Source organism: Enterobacter sp. HSTU-ASh6, assembly GCF_026319105.1.
Taxonomy (GTDB): domain Bacteria; phylum Pseudomonadota; class Gammaproteobacteria; order Enterobacterales; family Enterobacteriaceae; genus Enterobacter; species Enterobacter sichuanensis.
In genome coordinates, this window is sequence record NZ_WSPD01000002.1 from 157,296 (window position 1) to 176,718 (window position 19,423).

General features: G+C 52.8%; 22 protein-coding genes and 1 pseudogene. 20 read left to right on the forward strand and 3 right to left on the reverse strand.

The features are described 5' to 3' along the window. Positions 1 to 5: 5 nt before the first annotated feature. The 16 genes and pseudogenes from GM298_RS03075 (at position 6) to GM298_RS03150 (ending at position 13,933) form a co-directional block, all read left to right on the forward strand. Complete coding sequence (locus GM298_RS03075) at positions 6 to 338, forward strand: head decoration protein (protein ID WP_095455899.1); 333 nt, start codon at positions 6 to 8, stop codon at positions 336 to 338. A 65-nt stretch (positions 339 to 403) separates the two neighbouring features. Next, positions 404 to 1,429, forward strand: a complete 1,026-nt coding sequence (locus GM298_RS03080; RefSeq protein ID WP_038419726.1) for a major capsid protein — start codon at positions 404 to 406, stop codon at positions 1,427 to 1,429. 45 nt (positions 1,430 to 1,474) lie between these two features. Continuing rightward, positions 1,475 to 1,891, forward strand: a complete 417-nt coding sequence (gpFI, locus tag GM298_RS03085; protein WP_266153570.1) for a DNA-packaging protein FI — start codon at positions 1,475 to 1,477, stop codon at positions 1,889 to 1,891. 10 nt (positions 1,892 to 1,901) lie between these two features. After that, entirely contained in the window at positions 1,902 to 2,255 is a 354-nt protein-coding gene (locus GM298_RS03090) for a head-tail joining protein (protein WP_095455901.1), read from the forward strand. Positions 2,256 to 2,264: 9 nt separating this feature from the next. After that, positions 2,265 to 2,819 (forward strand): phage tail protein, encoded by a 555-nt coding sequence (locus tag GM298_RS03095; RefSeq protein ID WP_016063408.1) that lies wholly within the window; start codon positions 2,265 to 2,267, stop codon positions 2,817 to 2,819. After that, entirely contained in the window at positions 2,816 to 3,214 is a 399-nt protein-coding gene (locus GM298_RS03100) for a phage minor tail U family protein (RefSeq protein ID WP_095455902.1), read from the forward strand. The genes GM298_RS03095 and GM298_RS03100 overlap by 4 nt, the downstream gene beginning before the upstream one ends. 7 nt (positions 3,215 to 3,221) lie before the next feature. Beyond that, positions 3,222 to 3,959 (forward strand): phage tail protein, encoded by a 738-nt coding sequence (locus tag GM298_RS03105; protein WP_266153571.1) that lies wholly within the window; start codon positions 3,222 to 3,224, stop codon positions 3,957 to 3,959. 38 nt (positions 3,960 to 3,997) lie between these two features. Then, positions 3,998 to 4,417: a phage tail assembly chaperone G gene (gene gpG, locus GM298_RS03110; RefSeq protein WP_095455904.1), complete on the forward strand. Its 420-nt coding sequence runs from the start codon at positions 3,998 to 4,000 to the stop codon at positions 4,415 to 4,417. Positions 4,418 to 4,425: 8 nt separating this feature from the next. Next, a pseudogene (locus GM298_RS03115) lies at positions 4,426 to 4,740 on the forward strand (phage tail assembly protein T); the annotation flags it as partial. Then, entirely contained in the window at positions 4,724 to 7,240 is a 2,517-nt protein-coding gene (locus GM298_RS03120; protein ID WP_266153573.1) for a phage tail tape measure protein, read from the forward strand. The pseudogene GM298_RS03115 and the gene GM298_RS03120, both read left to right, overlap by 17 nt. Positions 7,241 to 7,245: 5 nt before the next feature. Beyond that, positions 7,246 to 7,593, forward strand: a complete 348-nt coding sequence (locus GM298_RS03125) for a phage tail protein (protein ID WP_016066189.1) — start codon at positions 7,246 to 7,248, stop codon at positions 7,591 to 7,593. After that, positions 7,590 to 8,345 carry a phage minor tail protein L gene (locus GM298_RS03130; RefSeq protein ID WP_266153574.1) on the forward strand — a complete coding sequence of 252 codons (756 nt, stop codon included), beginning with the start codon at positions 7,590 to 7,592 and terminating at the stop codon, positions 8,343 to 8,345. Before GM298_RS03125 ends, GM298_RS03130 begins: the two co-directional genes overlap by 4 nt. Before the next feature lies 1 nt (position 8,346). Then, entirely contained in the window at positions 8,347 to 9,078 is a 732-nt protein-coding gene (locus tag GM298_RS03135; protein ID WP_033487180.1) for a C40 family peptidase, read from the forward strand. Then, a complete protein-coding gene (locus GM298_RS03140) occupies positions 9,066 to 9,653 on the forward strand; it encodes a tail assembly protein (protein WP_266153575.1) in 588 nt (195 codons plus the stop codon). The genes GM298_RS03135 and GM298_RS03140 overlap by 13 nt, the downstream gene beginning before the upstream one ends. Further along, positions 9,650 to 9,916, forward strand: coding sequence for a hypothetical protein (locus tag GM298_RS03145; protein WP_266153576.1), 267 nt, complete (start codon positions 9,650 to 9,652; stop codon positions 9,914 to 9,916). Before GM298_RS03140 ends, GM298_RS03145 begins: the two co-directional genes overlap by 4 nt. A gap of 54 nt (positions 9,917 to 9,970) precedes the next feature. Then, entirely contained in the window at positions 9,971 to 13,933 is a 3,963-nt protein-coding gene (locus GM298_RS03150; RefSeq protein ID WP_266153577.1) for a phage tail tip fiber protein, read from the forward strand. A gap of 34 nt (positions 13,934 to 13,967) precedes the next feature. Here GM298_RS03150 and GM298_RS03155 read toward each other — a convergent pair whose 3' ends face one another. Next, positions 13,968 to 14,237, reverse strand: a complete 270-nt coding sequence (locus GM298_RS03155) for a hypothetical protein (RefSeq protein ID WP_266153578.1) — start codon at positions 14,235 to 14,237, stop codon at positions 13,968 to 13,970. Between the two features lie 128 nt (positions 14,238 to 14,365). On the opposite strand from GM298_RS03155, the gene GM298_RS03160 reads away from it, so the two are divergent. Continuing rightward, positions 14,366 to 15,634, forward strand: coding sequence for a phage tail protein (locus tag GM298_RS03160; RefSeq protein WP_266153579.1), 1,269 nt, complete (start codon positions 14,366 to 14,368; stop codon positions 15,632 to 15,634). On the opposite strand, the gene GM298_RS03165 is transcribed toward GM298_RS03160, so the two are convergent. After that, on the reverse strand, positions 15,600 to 16,304 hold the full coding sequence (locus GM298_RS03165) for a hypothetical protein (protein ID WP_266153580.1): 705 nt from the start codon (positions 16,302 to 16,304) through the stop codon (positions 15,600 to 15,602). The two genes, GM298_RS03160 and GM298_RS03165, sit on opposite strands and share 35 nt — an antisense overlap. Positions 16,305 to 16,461: 157 nt before the next feature. On the opposite strand from GM298_RS03165, the gene GM298_RS03170 reads away from it, so the two are divergent. From GM298_RS03170 to GM298_RS03180, 3 genes are all read left to right on the forward strand, one after another. Then, positions 16,462 to 17,010, forward strand: a complete 549-nt coding sequence (locus GM298_RS03170; protein WP_058680218.1) for a recombinase family protein — start codon at positions 16,462 to 16,464, stop codon at positions 17,008 to 17,010. A gap of 115 nt (positions 17,011 to 17,125) precedes the next feature. After that, complete coding sequence (locus GM298_RS03175; RefSeq protein WP_045617088.1) at positions 17,126 to 17,548, forward strand: hypothetical protein; 423 nt, start codon at positions 17,126 to 17,128, stop codon at positions 17,546 to 17,548. A gap of 444 nt (positions 17,549 to 17,992) precedes the next feature. Next, positions 17,993 to 19,113, forward strand: a protein-coding gene (locus GM298_RS03180; protein WP_266153581.1) for an IS3-like element ISSen4 family transposase whose coding sequence is annotated in 2 segments (ribosomal slippage) — positions 17,993 to 18,251 and positions 18,251 to 19,113 — 1,122 coding nt in all. Because the reading frame shifts where the segments join, the coding sequence is not laid out codon by codon here. Between the two features lie 61 nt (positions 19,114 to 19,174). On the opposite strand, the gene GM298_RS03185 is transcribed toward GM298_RS03180, so the two are convergent. Then, complete coding sequence (locus GM298_RS03185) at positions 19,175 to 19,414, reverse strand: DinI family protein (RefSeq protein ID WP_266153642.1); 240 nt, start codon at positions 19,412 to 19,414, stop codon at positions 19,175 to 19,177. Between the last annotated feature and the right edge of the window lie 9 nt (positions 19,415 to 19,423).

Consider the following 19,423-nt stretch of genomic DNA (forward strand, 5'->3'; position numbering starts at 1 on the left):
CAATCATGGCAATTACCGAAGTTTTCACTCATAACCAGCCGCTCGGTAACAGCGACCCGGCGCACACCGCGTATGGTCCCGGCGAACTGACGGCATCCACTCCACCCATGACACCGCTCATGCTGGATGCCACTTCTGGCAAGCTGACCGTCTGGGATGGTGCCAATGCTGGCGCGGCCGTGGGCGTTCTGGCAGTGACAGCTGACCAGAACAGCGCCGAGCTGACCTATTACAAATCCGGCTCTTTCCGCATTGAAGATGTCCTCTGGCCATCTGCCGTCACAGACGAAAATATCAAGCGTAACGCGTTCGCCGGTACTGCGATCAGCATCGTTTAATCCGCGTTTTACAACCAACATCATTCATAAAGCCGCCTGTGCGGCTTTTTTTACGGGAAAAATCTATGTCCGTTTACACAACTGCCGAGCTGCTGGCGGTCAATGAGAAGAAATTCAAATTCGATCCGCTCTTCCTGCGCATCTTTTTCCGCGAAAGCTATCCCTTCAGTACAGAGAAGGTTTACCTGTCGCAAATTCCTGGTCTGGTCAACATGGCGCTGTACGTTTCGCCGATTGTCTCCGGCAAAGTGCTCCGCTCCCGTGGCGGCAGCACATCTGAGTTCACACCGGGTTATGTGAAGCCGAAACATGAAGTCAACCCACTGATGACCCTTCGCCGCCTGCCTGATGAGGACCCTCAGAATCTCGCTGACCCGGTCTATCGCCGTCGCCGCATCATCCTCCAGAACATGAAGGATGAAGAGCTTGCGATTGCACAGGTCGAAGAGAAACAGGCTGTTGAGGCGGTGCTCAGCGGTAAATACACCATGACAGGGGAAGCGTTTGATCCTGTTGAAGTGGATATGGGCCGCAGCGCTGGTAACAACATTGTCCAGGCCGGTGCGGCTGCGTGGTCCTCCCGCGACAAAGAAACGTATGACCCGACCGATGACATTGAAGCCTACGCGCTCAACGCCAGCGGTGTGGTCAACATCATTGTGTTCGATCCGAAGGGCTGGGCGCTGTTCCGTTCCTTCAAGGCAGTGAAGGAGAAACTGGATACGCGTCGAGGCTCAAACTCTGAGCTGGAAACCGCCCTGAAAGACCTGGGCAAGGCAGTTTCCTACAAGGGGATGTATGGCGATGTGGCCATCGTGGTCTACTCCGGCCAGTACATCGAAAACGACGTCAAAAAGAACTATCTGCCAGACCTGACGATGGTCCTGGGTAACACTCAGGCGCGGGGCCTGCGTACCTATGGTTGCATTCTTGATGCCGATGCCCAGCGAGAAGGTATCAACGCCTCGACGCGTTACCCGAAAAACTGGGTGCAAACGGGCGACCCGGCACGCGAATTCACCATGATTCAGTCAGCCCCGCTGATGCTGCTGGCAGACCCGGATGAGTTCGTGTCAGTCAAGCTCGCATAACTTCCCCCTGTGGCCCTGTCGGGCCACCTTTCTGGAGTATTTCCCATGACAGAAAAAGAAAAGCTGATCGCTCGCCTGAATGAACTTGGCACTCAGCTTAACCGCGAGGTCAGCACCAGCGGCACGATTCAGGAACTTACGATGCGTATTGCTGAGCTGGAAGAGGAGCTGGATGGTGATGCCAGTTCGGTTGACGGTGAAAACGCAGAGGAGAATGCTCCCGACAGCACCGACAGCACCGACAGCACCGACAGCGATGTAGCTGACGCGGAAAAAGTAAAAACGGAAGCGGTCACAACGAATGACCAGGTATCAGTAGAAACGCTGGCTACCCTGCATGTTGACGCGCTGCATGCCACGCGTAACGAACCGGTATCCATCGTTGAGCCCGGTGTGATTATCCGCGTATCCGAACAGGGTGCAGACGAGCTGATCGCAAAGGGGCTGGCTCGCGAAGTCTGAAGGGGGCCGCATGGCTGATTTCGATAATCTCTTTGATGAGGCCATGTCGCGAGCTGATGGCACTATCCGCAGTGTAATGGGCACAGAGGCAAAGGTGATGTCAGGCGCATTGTCTGGCATTACGCTGGTCGGTGTCTTTGATGATCCAGAAAACATAGGTTATGCGGGAGCGGGGATCCGTGTAGAAGGTACCAGCCCGACGCTGTTTGTTGAAACCTCAACTGTCAGCCAGCTGCAGCGTATGGACACCCTGACGATTAACGGCCGGTCATTCTGGGTTGATCGTATCGGTCCGGATGATTGTGGTTCCTGTCATATCTGGCTGGGTAACGGCTCTGCGCCACCTTCCTCGCGTCGCCGTTAAGGAGCGCCTATGTCGATAAAAGGCCTTGAGCAGGCTATAGAGAACCTTAACAGCATCAGCAAAACGGCTGTCCCGCGTGCGTCGGCGCAGGCCGTTAACCGCGTGGCAAACCGGGCTGTCAGCCGTAGCGTTGCAGTCGTATCAAAAGACACCCGCGTACCGAGAAAGCTGGTAAAGCAACGCGCCAGGGTGAAGCGCGCGACGGTCAATAAGCCCCGTGCGCTTATCCGTGTGAACCGGGGAAATTTACCGGCCATAAAACTCGGCACTGCAAGCGTGCGTCTTTCCCGCAGAAAAAGGGATAAGAAAGGGGCCAATAGCGTTCTGCGCATTGGGCCGTTCCGTTTCCCTGGCGGTTTCATCCAGCAGCTTAAAAATGGCCGCTGGCACGTTATGAGGCGAACGTCAAAACCCCGTTATCCCATTGAAGTGGTCAGCATCCCGCTGGCAGCTCCGTTAACTACGGCATTTAAAGAAGAACTGCCGAAGCTTATGGAGTCGGATATGCCTAAAGAGCTTCGCGCATCCCTTACCAACCAACTCAGGCTCATTCTGACACGATGAAACACAGCGATATCCGCAAGGTAATTATTGACGCGTTTGAAAGCGCGATTGGTACTGACGCCATTTATTTTGACGGAAGGCCTGCAGTGCTCGAAGAGGAAGATTTCCCTGCTGTAGCCGTCTATCTGACAGATGCGGAATACACCGGGGAAGACCTGGATGCAGACAGCTGGCAGGCCATTCTGCATATCGAAGTCTTTCTTGGGGCTCAGGTGCCTGATTCTGATCTGGATGACTGGATGGAGACGCGGGTGTATCCGGTTCTTGCAGAGGTTCCGGGTCTTGAATCCCTTATCACCACAATGGTTCAGCAGGGTTATGACTACCAGCGCGATGACGATATGGCGCTGTGGAGTTCTGCCGACCTGAAATATTCCATTACTTACGACATGTGAGGACCCTATGGCCACACCAAACCCGCTGGCACCAACAAAAGGTGCTGGTACCACCCTATGGGTTTACACCGGAACCGGTGACCCCTATGCCAACCCGCTTTCAGACGTTGACTGGCTGCGCCTGGCGAAAATTAAAGACCTGCAGCCCGGTGAACTGACTGCTGAATCCGAAGATGACACCTACGTCGATGATGAGAATGCTGACTGGACATCAACGATGCAGGGGCAAAAATCAGCCGGTGAAACTAACCTGACGCTCGCATGGCTGCCGGGGGATGCAGGTCAACAGGACCTGGTGAACTGGTTCGATGAAGGCACCGTGAAGGGGTATAAAATCAAATACCCAAATGGGGTTGTTGACGTCTTTAAGGGCTGGGTGAGCAGTCTCGGCAAGACTATCTCGTCAAAAGAGGTCATGACCCGCACGGCCAAAATCACCAACAACGGCAAACCATCGCTGGCAGAAGACAGCGGTACCGCGCCGATTGCTGTCACGGGGATCAGCATGGATAAATCCACTGCGGCTGTGGCGATTGCGGCCACAACGCAACTGGTGGTTTCTGTCCTGCCGGCAAGTGCGTCAGATAAATCCTTCCGCGTAGCCAGTTCTGATCCTTCAAAAGCAACAGTCACCGTTAACGGCAATACCCTGACCATCACCGGTGTGGCTGCGGGTACAGTCGAAATCATCGTTATGAGCAATGACTGTAACTTTGTGGCGATCTGCAAAGTCACTGTTTCCTGATAACCGGGGCGCGAGCCCCGTTCCCACCCGGAGTAAATATGTTTCTAAAGAGCGAACTGCTTGAATGCAACGGCAGCAGCGTCACATTGTTCCAGCTTTCGGCGCTTCAGCGTATTGAATACCTCGAATACCTGAAGCAGCTGGAGGCAGTTGAAGCCGGCGATTTCCAGGCGGCCATCACCCTTACTGTAAAAAGTGGGGCGTTCCTCGTGGCGATGTCGCTCTGGCATGGTCACCCATTGAAAGGCTCACTGGGAGAAAACGCGGCGGAAGTGGCAAAGATTCAGGAGGAGGTCATGCAGACATGGCCGACCGAGCTGGTTGCCGAAGCGGAATATAAGGTGAAACTCTTGTCCGGGATGATTGCGCCGGTAACTGATGACCAGGCAGCGTCCGGCGAAGAAGGTTATAAACCCGCTGAACCTCTTACTGCGGAAAAGCCCTCGCCAGTGAGCTGAAATTTGCCATGAAACTGGCGCGTGAGTTCGGTCGCCCGGACTGGCGTGCCATGCTTGCTGGCATGTCCTCAACGGAGTACGGCGACTGGAAAATCTTCTACCAGGACAATTACTTTCATGATGCGCAGCTGGACGCACACTTCTCCGGCTTGCTCTACACCATCTCAACCCTGTTTTTTGCCGATCCGGAGTTAACCCCGGACAGTTTCAGCATTCTTAATACTGCACCGGAACCCATCGACATTGATGAACCGGATGACAATACGCTGATGGCGAAGGCTGCAGGTATTTCAGGAGGCGTGCGCTATGGCCCAGACGGCAGTCGGTGATCTGGTCGTTAACCTTGACGTTAACTCGTCGAAATTCAGCGAGCAGCTTAACTACGTCAAAAAAGAATTAAAACAGACCGGCAATGCGGCAAACGACGAAGCGTTACGTATCCAGCAGTCCTTCAGCCGCCAGGAGAACGCCGCGCGTAAGGCCGGTATTTCAGTGGGTCAGTATAACGCCGCAATGCGTATGCTCCCGGCGCAGTTTACCGATGTGGCCACGCAGCTGGCAGGTGGGCAGAACCCCTGGCTGATTCTGCTTCAGCAGGGCGGTCAGGTTAAGGACTCCTTTGGCGGGATCATCCCGACATTCCGGGCGTTGATTGGGACGGTTTCCCCGTTGATGGTCGGCATTGGTGCATTGTCCGTTGCAACGGGCGCGTTGTTCTATGCCTGGTACCAGGGCTCTTCCACTCTGTCTGATTTCAACAAAACGCTGGTACTGTCGGGGAACACAGCCGGACTGACAGCTGACCGCATGCTGGCACTGGCGCGGAACGGACAGGCAGCGGGGCTGACCTTCAACCAGACCAGTGAAGCGCTGACCGAGCTTATCAACGCGGGTGTGCGTGCTGGCTCGCGCTTTGATGACATGAGCCAGGCGGTGGCGCGGTTTACCGATGCCTCCGGCGTGCCGGTGGAGAAGGTCGCTGCAGCCTATGGCAAGCTCGCAACTGACCCGACATCGGGCCTGATCGCTATGGCCCAGCAGTTCCATAACGTTACTGCAGAACAGATTGCCCATGTGGCGCAGTTGCAGCGTGCCGGTGATGAGGCTGGCGCACTGCAGGCGGCTAACGAGGCGGCTACAGCCGGATTCAACGATCAGACCAAAACCATCCGCGACAATATGGGGACGATAGAGTCTTCAGCGGACTCCCTGAAGCGCGCCTTCAAGTCGATGTGGGATGCAGCCCTCGATATTGGCCGACCTGACACCGCGCAGGAGATGGTGGCAAAAGCCGAAGCCGCGTTCAAAAAAGCCGATGAAATCTGGAACCTGCGTAAAGGTGACCGATATGTCAATGATGAGGCCCGCGCCCGATTCTGGAATGACCGCGAAACGGCCAGGCTGGCGCTGGACATGGCGCAGCAGCAGGCGGGAATTGCCAGGGCGAATGAAGAGAATGCATCGCGTGAAGCGGCTGCGGAATCGGATCGCCAGAAGTATGCTGCGCAGGCACAGGCAAACTATGCCAAAACGCAGACGGCACTGAAGAAATACACGGCCAGGCAGAGCGAGCTCAACAAGGCGCTGAAAGAGGGGCGGATCCTCCAGGCTGACTACAACATCAACCTGGCTGCCGCGAAAAAAGAGTACGAAGACACCCTTAAAAAGCCGAAGAAGACCCCGGAAATCAGAACTCCCGCAGGTGCCCGTGCCACCGATACGGCCAGCGCCCAGACGCTGGAGCTGCAGGCACAGCTGCGCACCCTGCAGGAGCATAAGAGCATCAATGACACCATCAGCCAGCAGCGTCAGGAGCTGTGGCGTCAGCAGTCCCGGTTTACGGTTCTGGAAGAGGCCGCGAAGACCCGGACGCTTTCTGCCGAGGAAAAATCCCTGCTGGCCAGTAAAAGCGAGGTGCTTTCCCGTGCGGAGCTGAATGCGAAGCTCGGCGATCAGATAGTGGCGCAGGAGCGGCTTAATCGCCTGCAGGATACGTCTCAAAAATACGTCACGCAGATCGGCGAGAAAACCCGTGCCCTGGCGGAAAGTGCTGGTATGAGCAGTCGTACAGCACAACGTCGCAATGAAGAGGCCCAGCTTCTTCAGGGCTGGAAAAATGGTGGAGGGTCTGAGAACGATGCCGGTTATCAGAACGAGCTGCGGGCGCTGCAGACGTACTATGCCAAGCAGGATGAGCTGCGGGACGACTGGCAGTCCGGGGCCAAATCCGCATGGGCAGATTATGTTGATTCTGCTTCTGATGCTTATGGCCAGATGAAGTCGTTTGCCACCAGTACGTTTGATGGCATTGGGCAGAATATGGCTGACATGCTGACGCGCGGAAAGGCTGACTGGGCTGACTTTACCCGATCCACGCTCTCCATGCTGACACAGATCCTGATGAAGCAGGCGCTGGCCGGCCTGGTGGATTCAGCGACAACCGCGCTGGGATTTGCAGGTGGCGGTTATACCGGTTCAGGCGGGAAATATGAGCCTGCAGGTGTCGTTCACCGTGGTGAGTTTGTCTTCACCAAAGAGGCTACCAGCCGGATCGGCGTCGGTAACCTTTACCGGATGATGAAAGGGTACGCCACGGGTGGGTATGTCGGGGGGGGCGGAACAGGCCCGGCTGCAGCACCTTTCGGTGTCAGCGTATATGCCCCGGTGACGGTCGAGAATGCCTCCGGTGGCGCACAGCAGCAAAATGACGGAGACAGGCTGGGTAAGGCGTATCAGCAGGTGATTAACAAATCTGTCAACGATGGTATCGCCAGGGCAATCCAGCCCGGTGGGCTTATCTGGAATGCGACCAATCGCAGGTAACAGTTATGACGATAGAAACATTCCCCTGGGGCATTAAGGTTTCCAGCCAGCCCACAGAGGGAAGCAAAGACACCGTCAGGAAGGTCCAGTTCGGCGACGGGTACGCACAGGTGAGCGGCTCAGGTCTGAATGATGAAATTCGCACCTATGAATTTTCCTTCTCAGGGGATCCGACCACAGCGAATGAAATTCATGCCTTCCTTCGGCGGCATAAAGTGAAGTCGTTTATATTCACTCCGCCTTTCGGCGATACCGCACTGTGGCGTGTCGAGGCTGACACGCTCAAAAAGGTGGTTAAAAACGTAAAAGTGATAACCGTAACCGCAACGTTTGAACAGGCATTTGCACCATGAGTCTTAATGCTGATTATCAAAAACTTGAGCCGGGCAATGAAGTCCGGCTTTTTTCTGTCGATGGTACCGCGTTCGGTATGTCAGATGTGCTCCGTTTCCACGCACACAATATCGCACACACCCCGGAAGAGATTGAAGCCGCAGGCGGGGACGAAAATAGACTTCCGGCAAAGTCCATCTGGTGGCAGGGAGAGGAGTATAAAGCCTGGCCGTGTCAGGTGGAGGGTATTGAGGCGACCACTGACGGTACCAGCCCACAGCCAAAATTGACGGTGGCGAATCTGGACAGCTCGATCTCCGCGCTCTGTCTTGCGTATGACGATCTGCTGCAGGCGAAAGTGAGTATCCACGACACGCTGGCGAAGTATCTGGACGCCAGAAATTTTCCGCAGGGCAATCCCACCGCAGACCCGTCACAGGAAAAGCTGAAGATCTTTTATATCGATGCCAGAAGTACCGAGACGGATGAAGCTGTTGAATTTACGCTTTCCAGTCCGATGGATTTGCAGGGCCAGATGATACCGACGCGGCAGCTGCATTCGCTATGTACCTGGTGCATCCGGAACAAGTACCGTACCGGCGACGGCTGCGACTATGCCGGTACGCGTTATTTCGACAAAAACAATAATCCGGTTGACGATCCCTCGCTGGATGTCTGCAACGGCACGCTGACAGCCTGCAAGCTCCGGCACGGAGACAGCAACGAGCTGCCGTTCGGCGGATTTCCGGGCACATCTCTTATCAGGAGCTGATATGCGCCAGAAAACCATTGATGCCATCATGGCGCATGCTGCAGCGGAGTATCCGCGCGAGTGCTGCGGCGTGGTGGCACAGAAAAGCCGGGTTGAGCGCTATTTTCCCTGTCGTAATCTCGCAGCAGAGCCGACTGAACATTTTCACCTGTCCCCCGAAGATTACGCAGCGGCAGAAGACTGGGGGACGGTGGTAGCCATTGTTCACAGCCATCCTGACGCGACGACACAGGCCAGCGAGCTTGATAAGGCGCAGTGTGATGCAACACTGCTGCCCTGGCATATTGTGAGCTGGCCAGAGGGGGATTTACGTACCATTCAGCCACGCGGGGAGCTCCCACTGCTGGAGCGACCGTTTGTGCTTGGCCACTTCGATTGCTGGGGTCTGGTAATGAGCTATTTCCGGCAGACCCACGGTATCGAGCTCCACGATTACCGGGTGGATTATCCCTGGTGGGAAAACGACTACCCGGACAATTTCTATCAGGATTGCTGGTATGAATGCGGATTCAGGGAGTTTGACGGCCCGCCTCAGGAAGGGGACCTCGTCATCATGCAGGTGCAGGCTGATAAGTGGAATCATGCCGGGATTTTACTGGAGGGTAACATGCTGCTGCACCATCTTTACGGGCATCTGAGCCAGCGAGTTCCTTATGGCGGATACTGGCAGGAGCGCACGATGAAGATCGTTCGCTATAAAGATGTAATGGCAGGTGAAACATGCAGGAAGTAATGACCCGCATTGAGCTTGGCGGCGTGCTCGGGAAATCATTCGGTAGAGTTCACCACCGCCTGATTTCCCGTGTAAGCGAGGCGGGAGTGGCGCTCGCAAAGACTATTCCGGGCTTTGAGCAGTTTATGATTTCCAGCCAGCGCCGTGGGCTCACATACTCCGTATTTAAGGGTAAAAAAAACATCGGTGTGGATGACCTCGGTTTCCCGGTTACCGGCGATGTTATCCGCATTGTCCCGGTAATCATCGGGAGTAAAAAAGCCGGTTTGATTCAAACTATCCTGGGCGCAGTATTAGTGATTGCATCGATCTGGATGCCAGGTCTGAGTATAGCTGCCAGCAATATGATGTTTGCTGCTGGTGCGTCCATAACGCTGGGGGGTGTAGTTCAGATGTTATCCCCCCAGGCTACAGGGCTGGCCAGCAAACAGAGCTCAGATAACCGCGCCTCATACGCGTTCGGCGGAGTCACAAACACCGCAGCGCAGGGCTATCCGGTACCGCTTCTTTATGGTCGCCGACGCATAGGCGGCGCAATTATTTCAGCCGGGATTTACGTTGAGGATCAACAATGAAGAAATACTTAAGATTGACCATTTCAGGCCTGCATCGCGTTGATGACGGAATCCTAATCGGCGGAAATGCGACAGTAATAGTAAACCGTGGCGGAGAGGTTATTTGTCGCGAGACATTTTCTGGCAAAGTTTCCGATAAATATTCAAAGCTATATGAAGTTGAAGATACCGGTGTTCCAGTATCAGTAACGTCGTCCAGTGATTGTCAGTTTTTCAAAGCAGAAGCTGATTTTGTAAACCCATTTAGCGAAACAAATATCTGATTAATTTTCTCTTGCAATAAGCCACCTCAGGGTGGCTTTTTTTATGGGCGCAATATGGCTACATCTACTCCGATTAGAGGCCGCAAGGGCGGCAGCTCAAGTTCCCGCACCCCGACTGAACAACCAGACGACCTCCAGTCCGTAGCAAAGGCCAAAATTCTTGTTGCGCTGGGAGAGGGGGAATTTGCCGGGCAACTGACGGCGAAAGATATCTATCTCGACGGCACACCACTGGAGAATGCAGACGGTTCGCAAAACTTCAGCGGCGTGGCGTGGGAATTCCGCCCGGGGACGCAGGCACAAAAATACATTCAGGGCATCCCCGGTACCGAAAACGAAATCAGCGTGGGCACCGAAGTTTCAAGCACCACCGCCTGGACGCACACCTTTACCAACACGCAGCTGTCAGCCGTTCGCCTGCGCCTGAAATGGCCATCGCTTTTTAAACAGGAGAACGATGGCGATCTGGTTGGCTATTCAATTAACTACGCCATTGATCTGCAGACTGATGGTGGCACCTGGCAGACGGTACTTAATACCAGCGTAACCGGCAAGACAACTTCCGGCTACGAACGCAGCCATCGCATCGACTTACCACAGGCAGGCAGCACATGGACGGTGCGCCTGCGTAAGTTCACGGCGGATGCCAACAGCGCGAAAATTGGCGACACAATGACGCTGCAGAGCTACACAGAGGTTATCGACGCCAAACTGCGTTATCCAAATACCGCGCTGCTCTACATCGAATTTGACTCAAGCCAGTTTAACGGCTCTATCCCGCAAATAGCCTGCGAACCGCGAGGCCGTGTAATCCGCGTTCCGGATACGTATGACCCGGAGACCCGCACCTATAGCGGCACATGGACGGGGGTGTTTAAGTGGGCGTGGACGGATAATCCGGCCTGGATTTTTTACGATCTGGTGGTGAGCGACCGCTTTGGGCTGGGCAATCGCCTGACGGCAGCCAATATTGATAAATGGACGCTTTACCAGGTCGCACAATATTGCGATCAGCCGGTTCCCGATGGTAAAGGCGGTAGCGGCACCGAGCCTCGTTATACCTGCAACGTGTACGTGCAGGAGAGGAATGACGCCTATACCGTGTTACGTGATTTTGCGGCGATATTCCGGGGCATGACGTACTGGGGTGGCGATCAAATCGTTGCGCTTGCGGATATGCCCCGCGATGTGGATTACAGCTACACGCGTGCAAACGTGGTTAATGGCCGCTTTACCTATTCGGGCAGCACCACCAAAACCCGATATACCACGGCACTGGTTTCCTGGTCCGATCCGGGTAATGCCTACGCAGACGCGATGGAGCCGGTTTTTGAACAGGATCTCGTCGCTCGCTTTGGTACAAACCAGCTCGAAATGACAGCCATTGGCTGCACCCGGCAGTCAGAGGCAAACCGGAAGGGGCGCTGGGGTATCCTGACCAATAACAAGGATCGCCTCGTGTCGTTCGATGTGGGTCTGGACGGCAAGATCCCACAGCCTGGCTATATCATCGCGGTTGCCGATGAGCTGCTTTCCGGCAAGGTGATGGGAGGGCGTATCAGCGCGGTTAACGGTCGCGTTATCACGCTTGATCGTGAGTCTGCAGCCGCTCCCGGAAGCCGCCTTATGGTTAACCTTCCGTCCGGCGCATCGCAGAGCAGAACGATACAAAGCGTAAACGGCCGGGCCGTCACCGTGACAACGGCATACAGCGAAACACCTGCAGTGGAATCGGTGTGGATTGTCGAGTCCGAGGAGCTTTATGCGCAGCAATATCGCGTTATCAGCGTCACGGATAATAATGACGGAACGTATTCGATTTCTGGTGCTTTGCACGATCCGGATAAATATGCGCGTATCGATACCGGTGCCATTATCGACCAGCGGCCAATAAGTGTTATTCCGCCAGGTAATCAGTCCCCGCCAGCCAACATCGTCATCAATTCATTCTCTGTGGTTCAGCAGAACGTGAACGTTCAGACCATGCGCGTCAGCTGGGACCAGGCGAAGAACGCCATCTCCTATGAAGCGCAATGGCGCCGCAATGACGGGAACTGGGTTAACGTGCCGCGCAGCTCCACCACGTCATTCGACGTTCCGGGGATTTATGCGGGACGATACCTGGTGCGCGTGCGTGCCATCAATGCCGCTGAAATTTCGTCCGGATGGGGCTATTCAGAAGAGAAAACGCTGACGGGCAAGGACGGGAATCCTCCGAAGCCGGTGGGTTTCATCGCGTCTGAAAACGTGGTGTTCGGTATCGAGCTGAACTGGGGGTTCCCTGCAAATACGGACGATACGCTGAAGACGGAAATTCAGTACAGCCTGACCGGAACAGAGGGCGATGCGATGTTGCTGGCTGATGTGCCATACCCGCAGCGTAAATATCAGCAGATGGGCCTTAAAGCGGGGCAGGTATTCTGGTACCGGGCGCAGCTGGTTGACCGAACCGGTAACGAGTCCGGCTATACCGGCTGGGTTCGTGGGCAGGCCAGTATCGATGTTTCCGATATCACTGATGTGATCCTGGAGGACATCAAAGGGTCTGAGACGTTCAAGGATCTGATTGAGAATGCCGTTGATACAAACGAAAAAATTGCTGGTATGGCTGAAGATATCCTGCAGGCGAATAATGAGCTCGAACAGCAGGCGCTGAAGATAGCCAAAAACGCCCAGGACATCGGGCAGGTTCAGACCGATGTGAAGGAACTTACAAGTAACGTTGGAGATGTGTCGTCATCTCTGTCTCAACTTGAGCAGACCGTAGCAACGGCAGATACCGCCCTTGGCCAGCGAATCGACAGCATCAGCGTGACTATGGACGGCATGACGGGCGGGGTGAAAAACTCGGCCATTGCCATTATTCAGAACGGGCTGGCGCAGGTGGCCGCGCGTAAAACCCTGTCCGCAACGGTCGCCGGTAACAGTGCGCAGCTGCACCGTCTCGACGAAGTGATCGTCAGCGAGAAGGAAGCCACAGCACGTTCATTGCTGAGCCTGCAGACGGACGTTAACGGCAACAAGGCATCCATCAACAGCCTCAACCAGACGTTCTCTGATTACCGGCAGGCGACGGCCACCCAGATAAACGGTATTACGGCAAAAGTCGACGGACATACTGCGGCAATCACCACCAACGCGCAGGCTATCGCGAGCATGGATGGTGATCTCAGTGCCATGTACAACATCAAGGTAGCAGTCGATGCTAACGGTAGGCAATACGCTGCCGGAATGGGGATCGGCGTAGAGAATACGCCAGAGGGCATGCAGTCACAGGTAATGTTCCTGGCTGACCGTTTTGCTGTCATGACCCAGGCAGGCGGTAATGTTACGCTCCCGTTCGTTATCCAGAATGGCCAAACCATTATCAGGGATACGGTCATCGGTGACGGGACAATCGGCAACCTTAAACTCGGTAACTATATCCAGTCCTCAACATGGGACGGAACCGGTAATGTTGGCTGGCATATCAACAAATCGGGTTATGCCGTTTTCAATAACGTAACCGTGAGAGGAACGGTTTACGCCACAAACGGTGAGTTCACCGGGAAGGTAACTGCAACGAGTGGTTCGTTCAAAGGCACAGTGGAGGCTGATAGCTTTGTAGGGGATGTGGTTAACGCTGGCGTTGGTGTGGATAAATCCAAATTAGGGGCAGGTGGTGTAACTACCAGTCTGACCTATACGGATACAACCGGAACAAGCAAACCCAAGACTGCAATAGTGTCGGCTGTAGTGATGATATATGGCGTCTCAGCAGGCGATGCTACTGCACGGATATCTGTGACCATTGACGGCACAACAAAAGATTATCAGTGGGTAACTTGTCCAAGTAGAAACACCACCAATGCTATTGCGGTCCCGGTATTTTTTGCGAAAAGTGGAATTACAAAGCAAGTAGTCACCGCATCAATAAGTGTTAATGATATGTCGGGAGGAACAAATGCCTCAAGGAAAGATATTCTTTCACCTGTATTGCAGATAGCTCGAGGGTCGGGCTCTTTTTCTTCCTCATAAAAATAAAGCCCCTTCAGGGGCTTTATTTGCTTGTTTATTTAAAAGGAGCTTTATATTTTTGGTCCGGGAGTTTTTGTCTCTTGTAAGATGCGCCGCCTACGCATGGCTTAACATGAGAGCCATTGTCGTAAGAAGCGACACTGGACGTGTTTGCGTTTACGCAGGCATCAATCTGACGCTTTTGCGCGGTTCCGCCATTGCCATAACCAGGGTCTGATTTTTGCCCCTGTTCAGAAGCAAAAGATACAGAAGACAGGGTCAGGAAAGTCACGCCAAGTAACACCGATAAATAGTTCTTTTTCATTCTATATATTCCATTTGTTAGTGGGATATCCATATTCACAAATAAACTCCCATTATTCAGATCGTTTATACGAATCAATATTCATTTATTGATCGTTTCTGGCGATCGATAAATTCATGGAGCGCAAAATGCTTTATAACACTGGCACAATCGCTATCAATGGAAATACCGCAACCGGCACTGGAACTAACTGGACAGCACCCGCCAGCCAGGTCCGCGCTGGCCAGACGATTATTGTCATGTCTAACCCGGTTCAGATGTTCCAGATTTCATCCGTGAACAGCGCCACGTCAATGACGGTCACACCTGCTGCATCACCGGCGCTGAGCGGCCAGAAGTATGGAATCCTTGTGTCGGACAATATCTCGGTCGACGGGCTGGCGCAGGCCATGTCACAGCTCATCAAAGAGTATGACGAGAATATTGGTGCCTGGGAGACGTTCGCCACTACCTCGGCAAACCAGAGCATTACCGTTACCATCAACGGCACCCCTGTAATCATTCCTGGCATCGGTAAACTGGCGCAGAAAGGGGCCAACGGTGCGCTCCCGATTGACCAGGGCGGGACCGGGGCAACAACGGCAGAAGGCAGTCGCACAAACCTCGGTTTGGGAAGTAGCGCCACGAGGAACTCACTGGATTCTGAGATTGTTACCAATAGTGATACGAGTCAGATTCCCTCGCTAAAAGCTCTTGGCTTGGGATACGCTCGTCATATTGACAACTTTTCAAACACAAACATGCTTGGATTTGGTCGCTTCACAAGTCAAACAGCTAATAATCCTGCAAATACCAACGGTGTAGGGGTGCAGCTACAATATGATGGTGGTCCATCCACGTCATGGTTCGTTTGGACGAACGATGGACAGGCATATATACAGACAAGCCATATGCAGGGCACTACGTATCTATGGAAAAAGGTTTACACGACTGCAAATACTACAGTTGCATCAGATGGCAGCATTAAAGCAGCATCGCCTGTGGTCAAAGTGTTTACAGATGGCGCATACCAGACCAATGACGAATCTGAAGGCTGCACCGTAACCCGTCTGGCCATCGGTGAATATCTGATTGAAGGATGTGAAGGGCTTAACTCTGACGCTGCATGGGGCGGTATTGACGGCGGTTTTGATATTCCCACCGACCGCAACAAACAGCCCCTGATCTGGCTGGATTATGAGGTTCATGCTGACGGTTCGGTGTTAGTGAAAACCTATCACCGCACACATCCTGCCGCGCCAGAGTTCGCCAGGAATGAACTGCAGGATATTAGCAATGGTGACCCGATAGACATCCCTTCTGACCAATTTGTCTCTGTACGTATTCAGATGCCGCAGGACAGTATCTGGAATCAGCGCAAGGCTATGGCTGAAGTTCCTGATTCATCCGCTGGTTAAACAGCGAATCAGATGGCATATCCAGGCGAACATCGATCCAACTGTTCGCCGGGACATCCATCAGTTCTCCTTTCGTTTTGATGATTTCTCCATCATCACCCAGCATGTATTTGCGCTTAAACAGGCGGATAGTTAGTCCGCCGCTTTCTGTTTGCTCGGCCTCAACCACGCCCAGTTCCCCCATGCCGCCAGGGTCCATTGGGGGCAGCAACTGCCATCCCTCAGAGGCCAGGCCCGCTGAACCACTAAGCGCATAAACGCCGATATCGAGGCGAGAAAGGGTTACTCCCTCCGCCTCAGCGTTCGCTGTGCCGCACCCACACCAGACAAAACCTTCCTCGGCTATATCAGCACGCTGGCACGCATCCTGGCTCGCTACAACCCGGGCAACTGGTGAGGCCGCTTTCAGTGTGCCATCACTGGCTTTGGTGGTATTTGCTGTAGAATATACTTCATACCAGTCGGCCCCCTGATAACTGGCATATGTTCTAAAAAATGCTCTGGGCTTTCCTCCGGCTGCAATTGCCAGGTCTGCCCCATATGAGCCCTGTGGTATATGGAGTAATGCTGCGCCCGTATTACCTGCCGGATTATGCGAAACACCAGCCTGAATTGAAAAAAAACCGGACACTGGGTTACCTGCGGCGTCTAAGTAGGTTGGGGTTTGCATGCCAAGCCCAAAAGCTCCTACCTGCATAACGTTACCGGAAGCCGTTCCAGCGTCCTTTGTAGCGCTACTTCCTAAACCGAGGTTTTATAGATTGCCCTTCGCCAGCCATGCCGATAACTTCACCTGATTTTTTCGTAGCAAAAGGTGGATAAAAAAAATGCAATATGGGTACGCAAGGGTATCAACTTTTGACCAAAATCTTGAATTACAGTTAGAAGCACTTAATCGATTAGAATGTGACCGAATTTTTGAAGATAAAATATCCGGTTCAAAATCAAAACGCCCAGGGCTGGATAAGATGATGAAGCTACTACGACCAGGCGATACCGTTATCGTCTGGAAGCTTGATCGGCTTGGGCGGTCCCTCATTCACCTTGTGGATTTATTGCGTTATTTCCGTGCGAACAAGATTGAATTTGTTTCAATCACTGAAGGGATAAGAATCAGCACTTCAATAGGCCGTTTCGCATACACCATGCTGAGTGCAGCAGCTGAAATGGAAAGGGAAAACATTATTGAAAGAACGCGTGCAGGTTTAGCTGTGGCGAGGGCAAAGGGGAGAATCGGAGGCAGGCGACCAAAGCTTACTCCAGAGCAATGGGCGCAGGCGGGGCGTTTGATCGCAAACGGAGTAGACAGAAAGCAAGTAGCGATTATTTACGACGTTGCGGTGTGCACCTTGTATAAGAAATTTCCGGCGCGGTAGGGGCAGAGGAAAAAATATTGAACATTTAATACAATTTTCGTAATAAAGTATTGAAAGAATGTAATAAAGTTGTTGAAATTTTGGTGAGCGGTGGGGTTGAGCATTGGGGGTATTCATGGCAAAAACAGATTCTATTACACCAGAAGAGTTCAGGGCTATTCACGTTGAATTGTCTAAAATCTCATCAACTTGGGCAGACTTATGGTTAACATTGTTTTCTCTCCGTGCTGAAGGCAGCAGGGTGATTACTATTAGATATTCCGATATCGAAGATGACATGCTGCACTTGGCTGGAACTCCAAAATTTGAGCCACGAACAATTAGATTAAATTTATTGCTTTCTAAGTTAATTGCGTGCAGAAAGGATTGCAATTCTTCTGATATTTATGTTTTCCAGAGTAGATCAAATCGAGTTAAAGGATTAGCTAGGCCTGTGACTGTAATAGCAATGAATAATGCCTTAAAACAAGCATCCAAATATGTAACAAGGAAAAACATCACCATGAAAAGTGCTTTAAGGGTAATCGTAAGGAACTAGTTGGACGGGGGTTCATACACAACATACCCACCTGTGTATGGAAGATTAGGACGATGGTCTATGATCACGTCCTTTATCAAGTCATTATTCTCCCTGATGATTGTCGATTTACTACTCGATTGGATATAAAATATGTACTTGCATAAATCTTGGGAGGGATTTTAAGTAAGTGAAATGAGAACCTGATCAGAATAAATCAAACCGAGCATTGAGTAGAGTAAATAATAAAGCAGCGCATGCAAGATTTAAGAGTATAACAAAACGGGCGGAAACATTCACTGAACAAATCTCCTGATCATGTATTAGACAAAGAATGACTGTAATGTAAAACCATCTTACACACACCTACTAAAAAAGACAGATAAACCAAGGTTGACCTGCTCCCCGTTGATTAGTACACCCCGATGTTAGTAATGTCTTCATAAGCCACATGAGGACATCCCCATGAAGAAGCGTTTTTCCGACGAACAGATCATCAGTATTCTCCGCGAAGCCGAAGCTGGGGTACCCGCCCGTGAACTCTGCCGCAAGCATGCCATTTCCGATGCCACGTTTTACACCTGGCGTAAGAAGTATGGCGGTATGGAGGTGCCTGAAGTTAAGCGCCTGAAGTCGCTTGAGGAAGAGAACGCCAGACTCAAGAAGCTGCTTGCCGAAGCCATGCTGGATAAAGAGGCGCTTCAGGTGGCTTTTGGGCGAAAGTACTGACGACAGACCAGAAGCGGGAAGCCGTGATGTTGATGTGTGATGCGACCGGTCTGTCGCAACGTTGTGCCTGCAGGCTTACAGGTTTATCCCTGTCGACCTGCCGCTATGAGGCTCACCGTCCGGCTGCTGATGCGCATTTATCAGGGCGCATCACTGAGCTGGCACTGGAGGGCAGGCGTTTTGGCTACCGTCGTATTTGGCAGTTGCTGCGCCGTGAAGGGCTTCATGTTAATCATAAGCGCGTGTACCGGCTTTATCACCTCAGTGGCCTGGGCGTAAAACGCAGAAGACGTCGTAAAGGGCTGGCAACAGAACGTCTGCCGCTGCTCCGTCCGGCGGCGCCCAATCTGACCTGGTCGATGGATTTCGTCATGGACGCACTTTCCACCGGTCGCAGGATCAAGTGTCTTACCTGCGTCGATGATTTCACAAAGGAATGCCTGACGGTCACTGTTGCCTTTGGGATTTCAGGCGTTCAGGTCACGCGTATTCTGGACAGCATTGCACTGTTTCGAGGCTATCCGGCGACGATAAGAACTGACCAGGGGCCGGAGTTCACTTGCCGTGCACTGGATCAATGGGCCTTTGAGCATGGTGTTGAGTTGCGCTTAATCCAGCCGGGCAAGCCAACGCAGAACGGATTTATTGAGAGCTTTAACGGGCGATTTCGCGATGAATGTTTGAATGAGCACTGGTTCAGCGATATCGTTCATGCCAGGAAAATTATTAATGACTGGCGGCAGGATTATAACGAATGCCGCCCGCACTCCACGCTGAATTATCAGACACCGTCTGAATTTGCAGCGGGCTGGAGAAAGGGTCATTCTGAGAATGAAGATTCCGACGTTACTAACTGAGTGTTGTATCTAATCGTGGGGGCAGGTCATGTTATCTACGGAACGGTAGATAATCGGTTTGTTAATCTTTGACCAGCCACATATCGGACTCTTCAAACATTTCCTCCAGCATACGGTTCAGCTTTTCCCGATCACCTTTGCTGGCGTCACTGTTTAAGGCGTTTGCCTGCATCGGCTTCACCTTCACTTCAGCGCTAGGGAAAATCTGGTGCACCCGCTTCGTCAGTTCTGCCAGGATAATCTCTCTCGCCCCTTCGAGCCCCTCAACATTACGCTTGTCACAAACCAGTTCAACGAACATCACTCTCCC

What these genes read in the sequence shown, in the direction of transcription:
- GM298_RS03170 (WP_058680218.1), top strand. Translation starts at nt 16,462, where the DNA reads ATGCAATATGGGTACGCAAGGGTATCAACTTTTGACCAAAATCTTGAA.
- gpG (WP_095455904.1), top strand. Translation starts at nt 3,998, where the DNA reads ATGTTTCTAAAGAGCGAACTGCTTGAATGCAACGGCAGCAGCGTCACA.
- GM298_RS03120 (WP_266153573.1), top strand. Translation starts at nt 4,724, where the DNA reads ATGGCCCAGACGGCAGTCGGTGATCTGGTCGTTAACCTTGACGTTAAC.
- GM298_RS03160 (WP_266153579.1), top strand. Translation starts at nt 14,366, where the DNA reads ATGCTTTATAACACTGGCACAATCGCTATCAATGGAAATACCGCAACC.
- GM298_RS03175 (WP_045617088.1), top strand. Translation starts at nt 17,126, where the DNA reads ATGGCAAAAACAGATTCTATTACACCAGAAGAGTTCAGGGCTATTCAC.
- GM298_RS03125 (WP_016066189.1), top strand. Translation starts at nt 7,246, where the DNA reads ATGACGATAGAAACATTCCCCTGGGGCATTAAGGTTTCCAGCCAGCCC.
- GM298_RS03105 (WP_266153571.1), top strand. Translation starts at nt 3,222, where the DNA reads ATGGCCACACCAAACCCGCTGGCACCAACAAAAGGTGCTGGTACCACC.
- GM298_RS03155 (WP_266153578.1), bottom strand. Translation starts at nt 14,237, where the DNA reads ATGAAAAAGAACTATTTATCGGTGTTACTTGGCGTGACTTTCCTGACC.
- GM298_RS03080 (WP_038419726.1), top strand. Translation starts at nt 404, where the DNA reads ATGTCCGTTTACACAACTGCCGAGCTGCTGGCGGTCAATGAGAAGAAA.
- GM298_RS03090 (WP_095455901.1), top strand. Translation starts at nt 1,902, where the DNA reads ATGGCTGATTTCGATAATCTCTTTGATGAGGCCATGTCGCGAGCTGAT.
- GM298_RS03140 (WP_266153575.1), top strand. Translation starts at nt 9,066, where the DNA reads ATGCAGGAAGTAATGACCCGCATTGAGCTTGGCGGCGTGCTCGGGAAA.
- GM298_RS03165 (WP_266153580.1), bottom strand. Translation starts at nt 16,304, where the DNA reads ATGCAAACCCCAACCTACTTAGACGCCGCAGGTAACCCAGTGTCCGGT.
- GM298_RS03150 (WP_266153577.1), top strand. Translation starts at nt 9,971, where the DNA reads ATGGCTACATCTACTCCGATTAGAGGCCGCAAGGGCGGCAGCTCAAGT.
- GM298_RS03130 (WP_266153574.1), top strand. Translation starts at nt 7,590, where the DNA reads ATGAGTCTTAATGCTGATTATCAAAAACTTGAGCCGGGCAATGAAGTC.
- gpFI (WP_266153570.1), top strand. Translation starts at nt 1,475, where the DNA reads ATGACAGAAAAAGAAAAGCTGATCGCTCGCCTGAATGAACTTGGCACT.
- GM298_RS03145 (WP_266153576.1), top strand. Translation starts at nt 9,650, where the DNA reads ATGAAGAAATACTTAAGATTGACCATTTCAGGCCTGCATCGCGTTGAT.
- GM298_RS03095 (WP_016063408.1), top strand. Translation starts at nt 2,265, where the DNA reads ATGTCGATAAAAGGCCTTGAGCAGGCTATAGAGAACCTTAACAGCATC.
- GM298_RS03100 (WP_095455902.1), top strand. Translation starts at nt 2,816, where the DNA reads ATGAAACACAGCGATATCCGCAAGGTAATTATTGACGCGTTTGAAAGC.
- GM298_RS03135 (WP_033487180.1), top strand. Translation starts at nt 8,347, where the DNA reads ATGCGCCAGAAAACCATTGATGCCATCATGGCGCATGCTGCAGCGGAG.
- GM298_RS03075 (WP_095455899.1), top strand. Translation starts at nt 6, where the DNA reads ATGGCAATTACCGAAGTTTTCACTCATAACCAGCCGCTCGGTAACAGC.
- GM298_RS03185 (WP_266153642.1), bottom strand. Translation starts at nt 19,414, where the DNA reads ATGTTCGTTGAACTGGTTTGTGACAAGCGTAATGTTGAGGGGCTCGAA.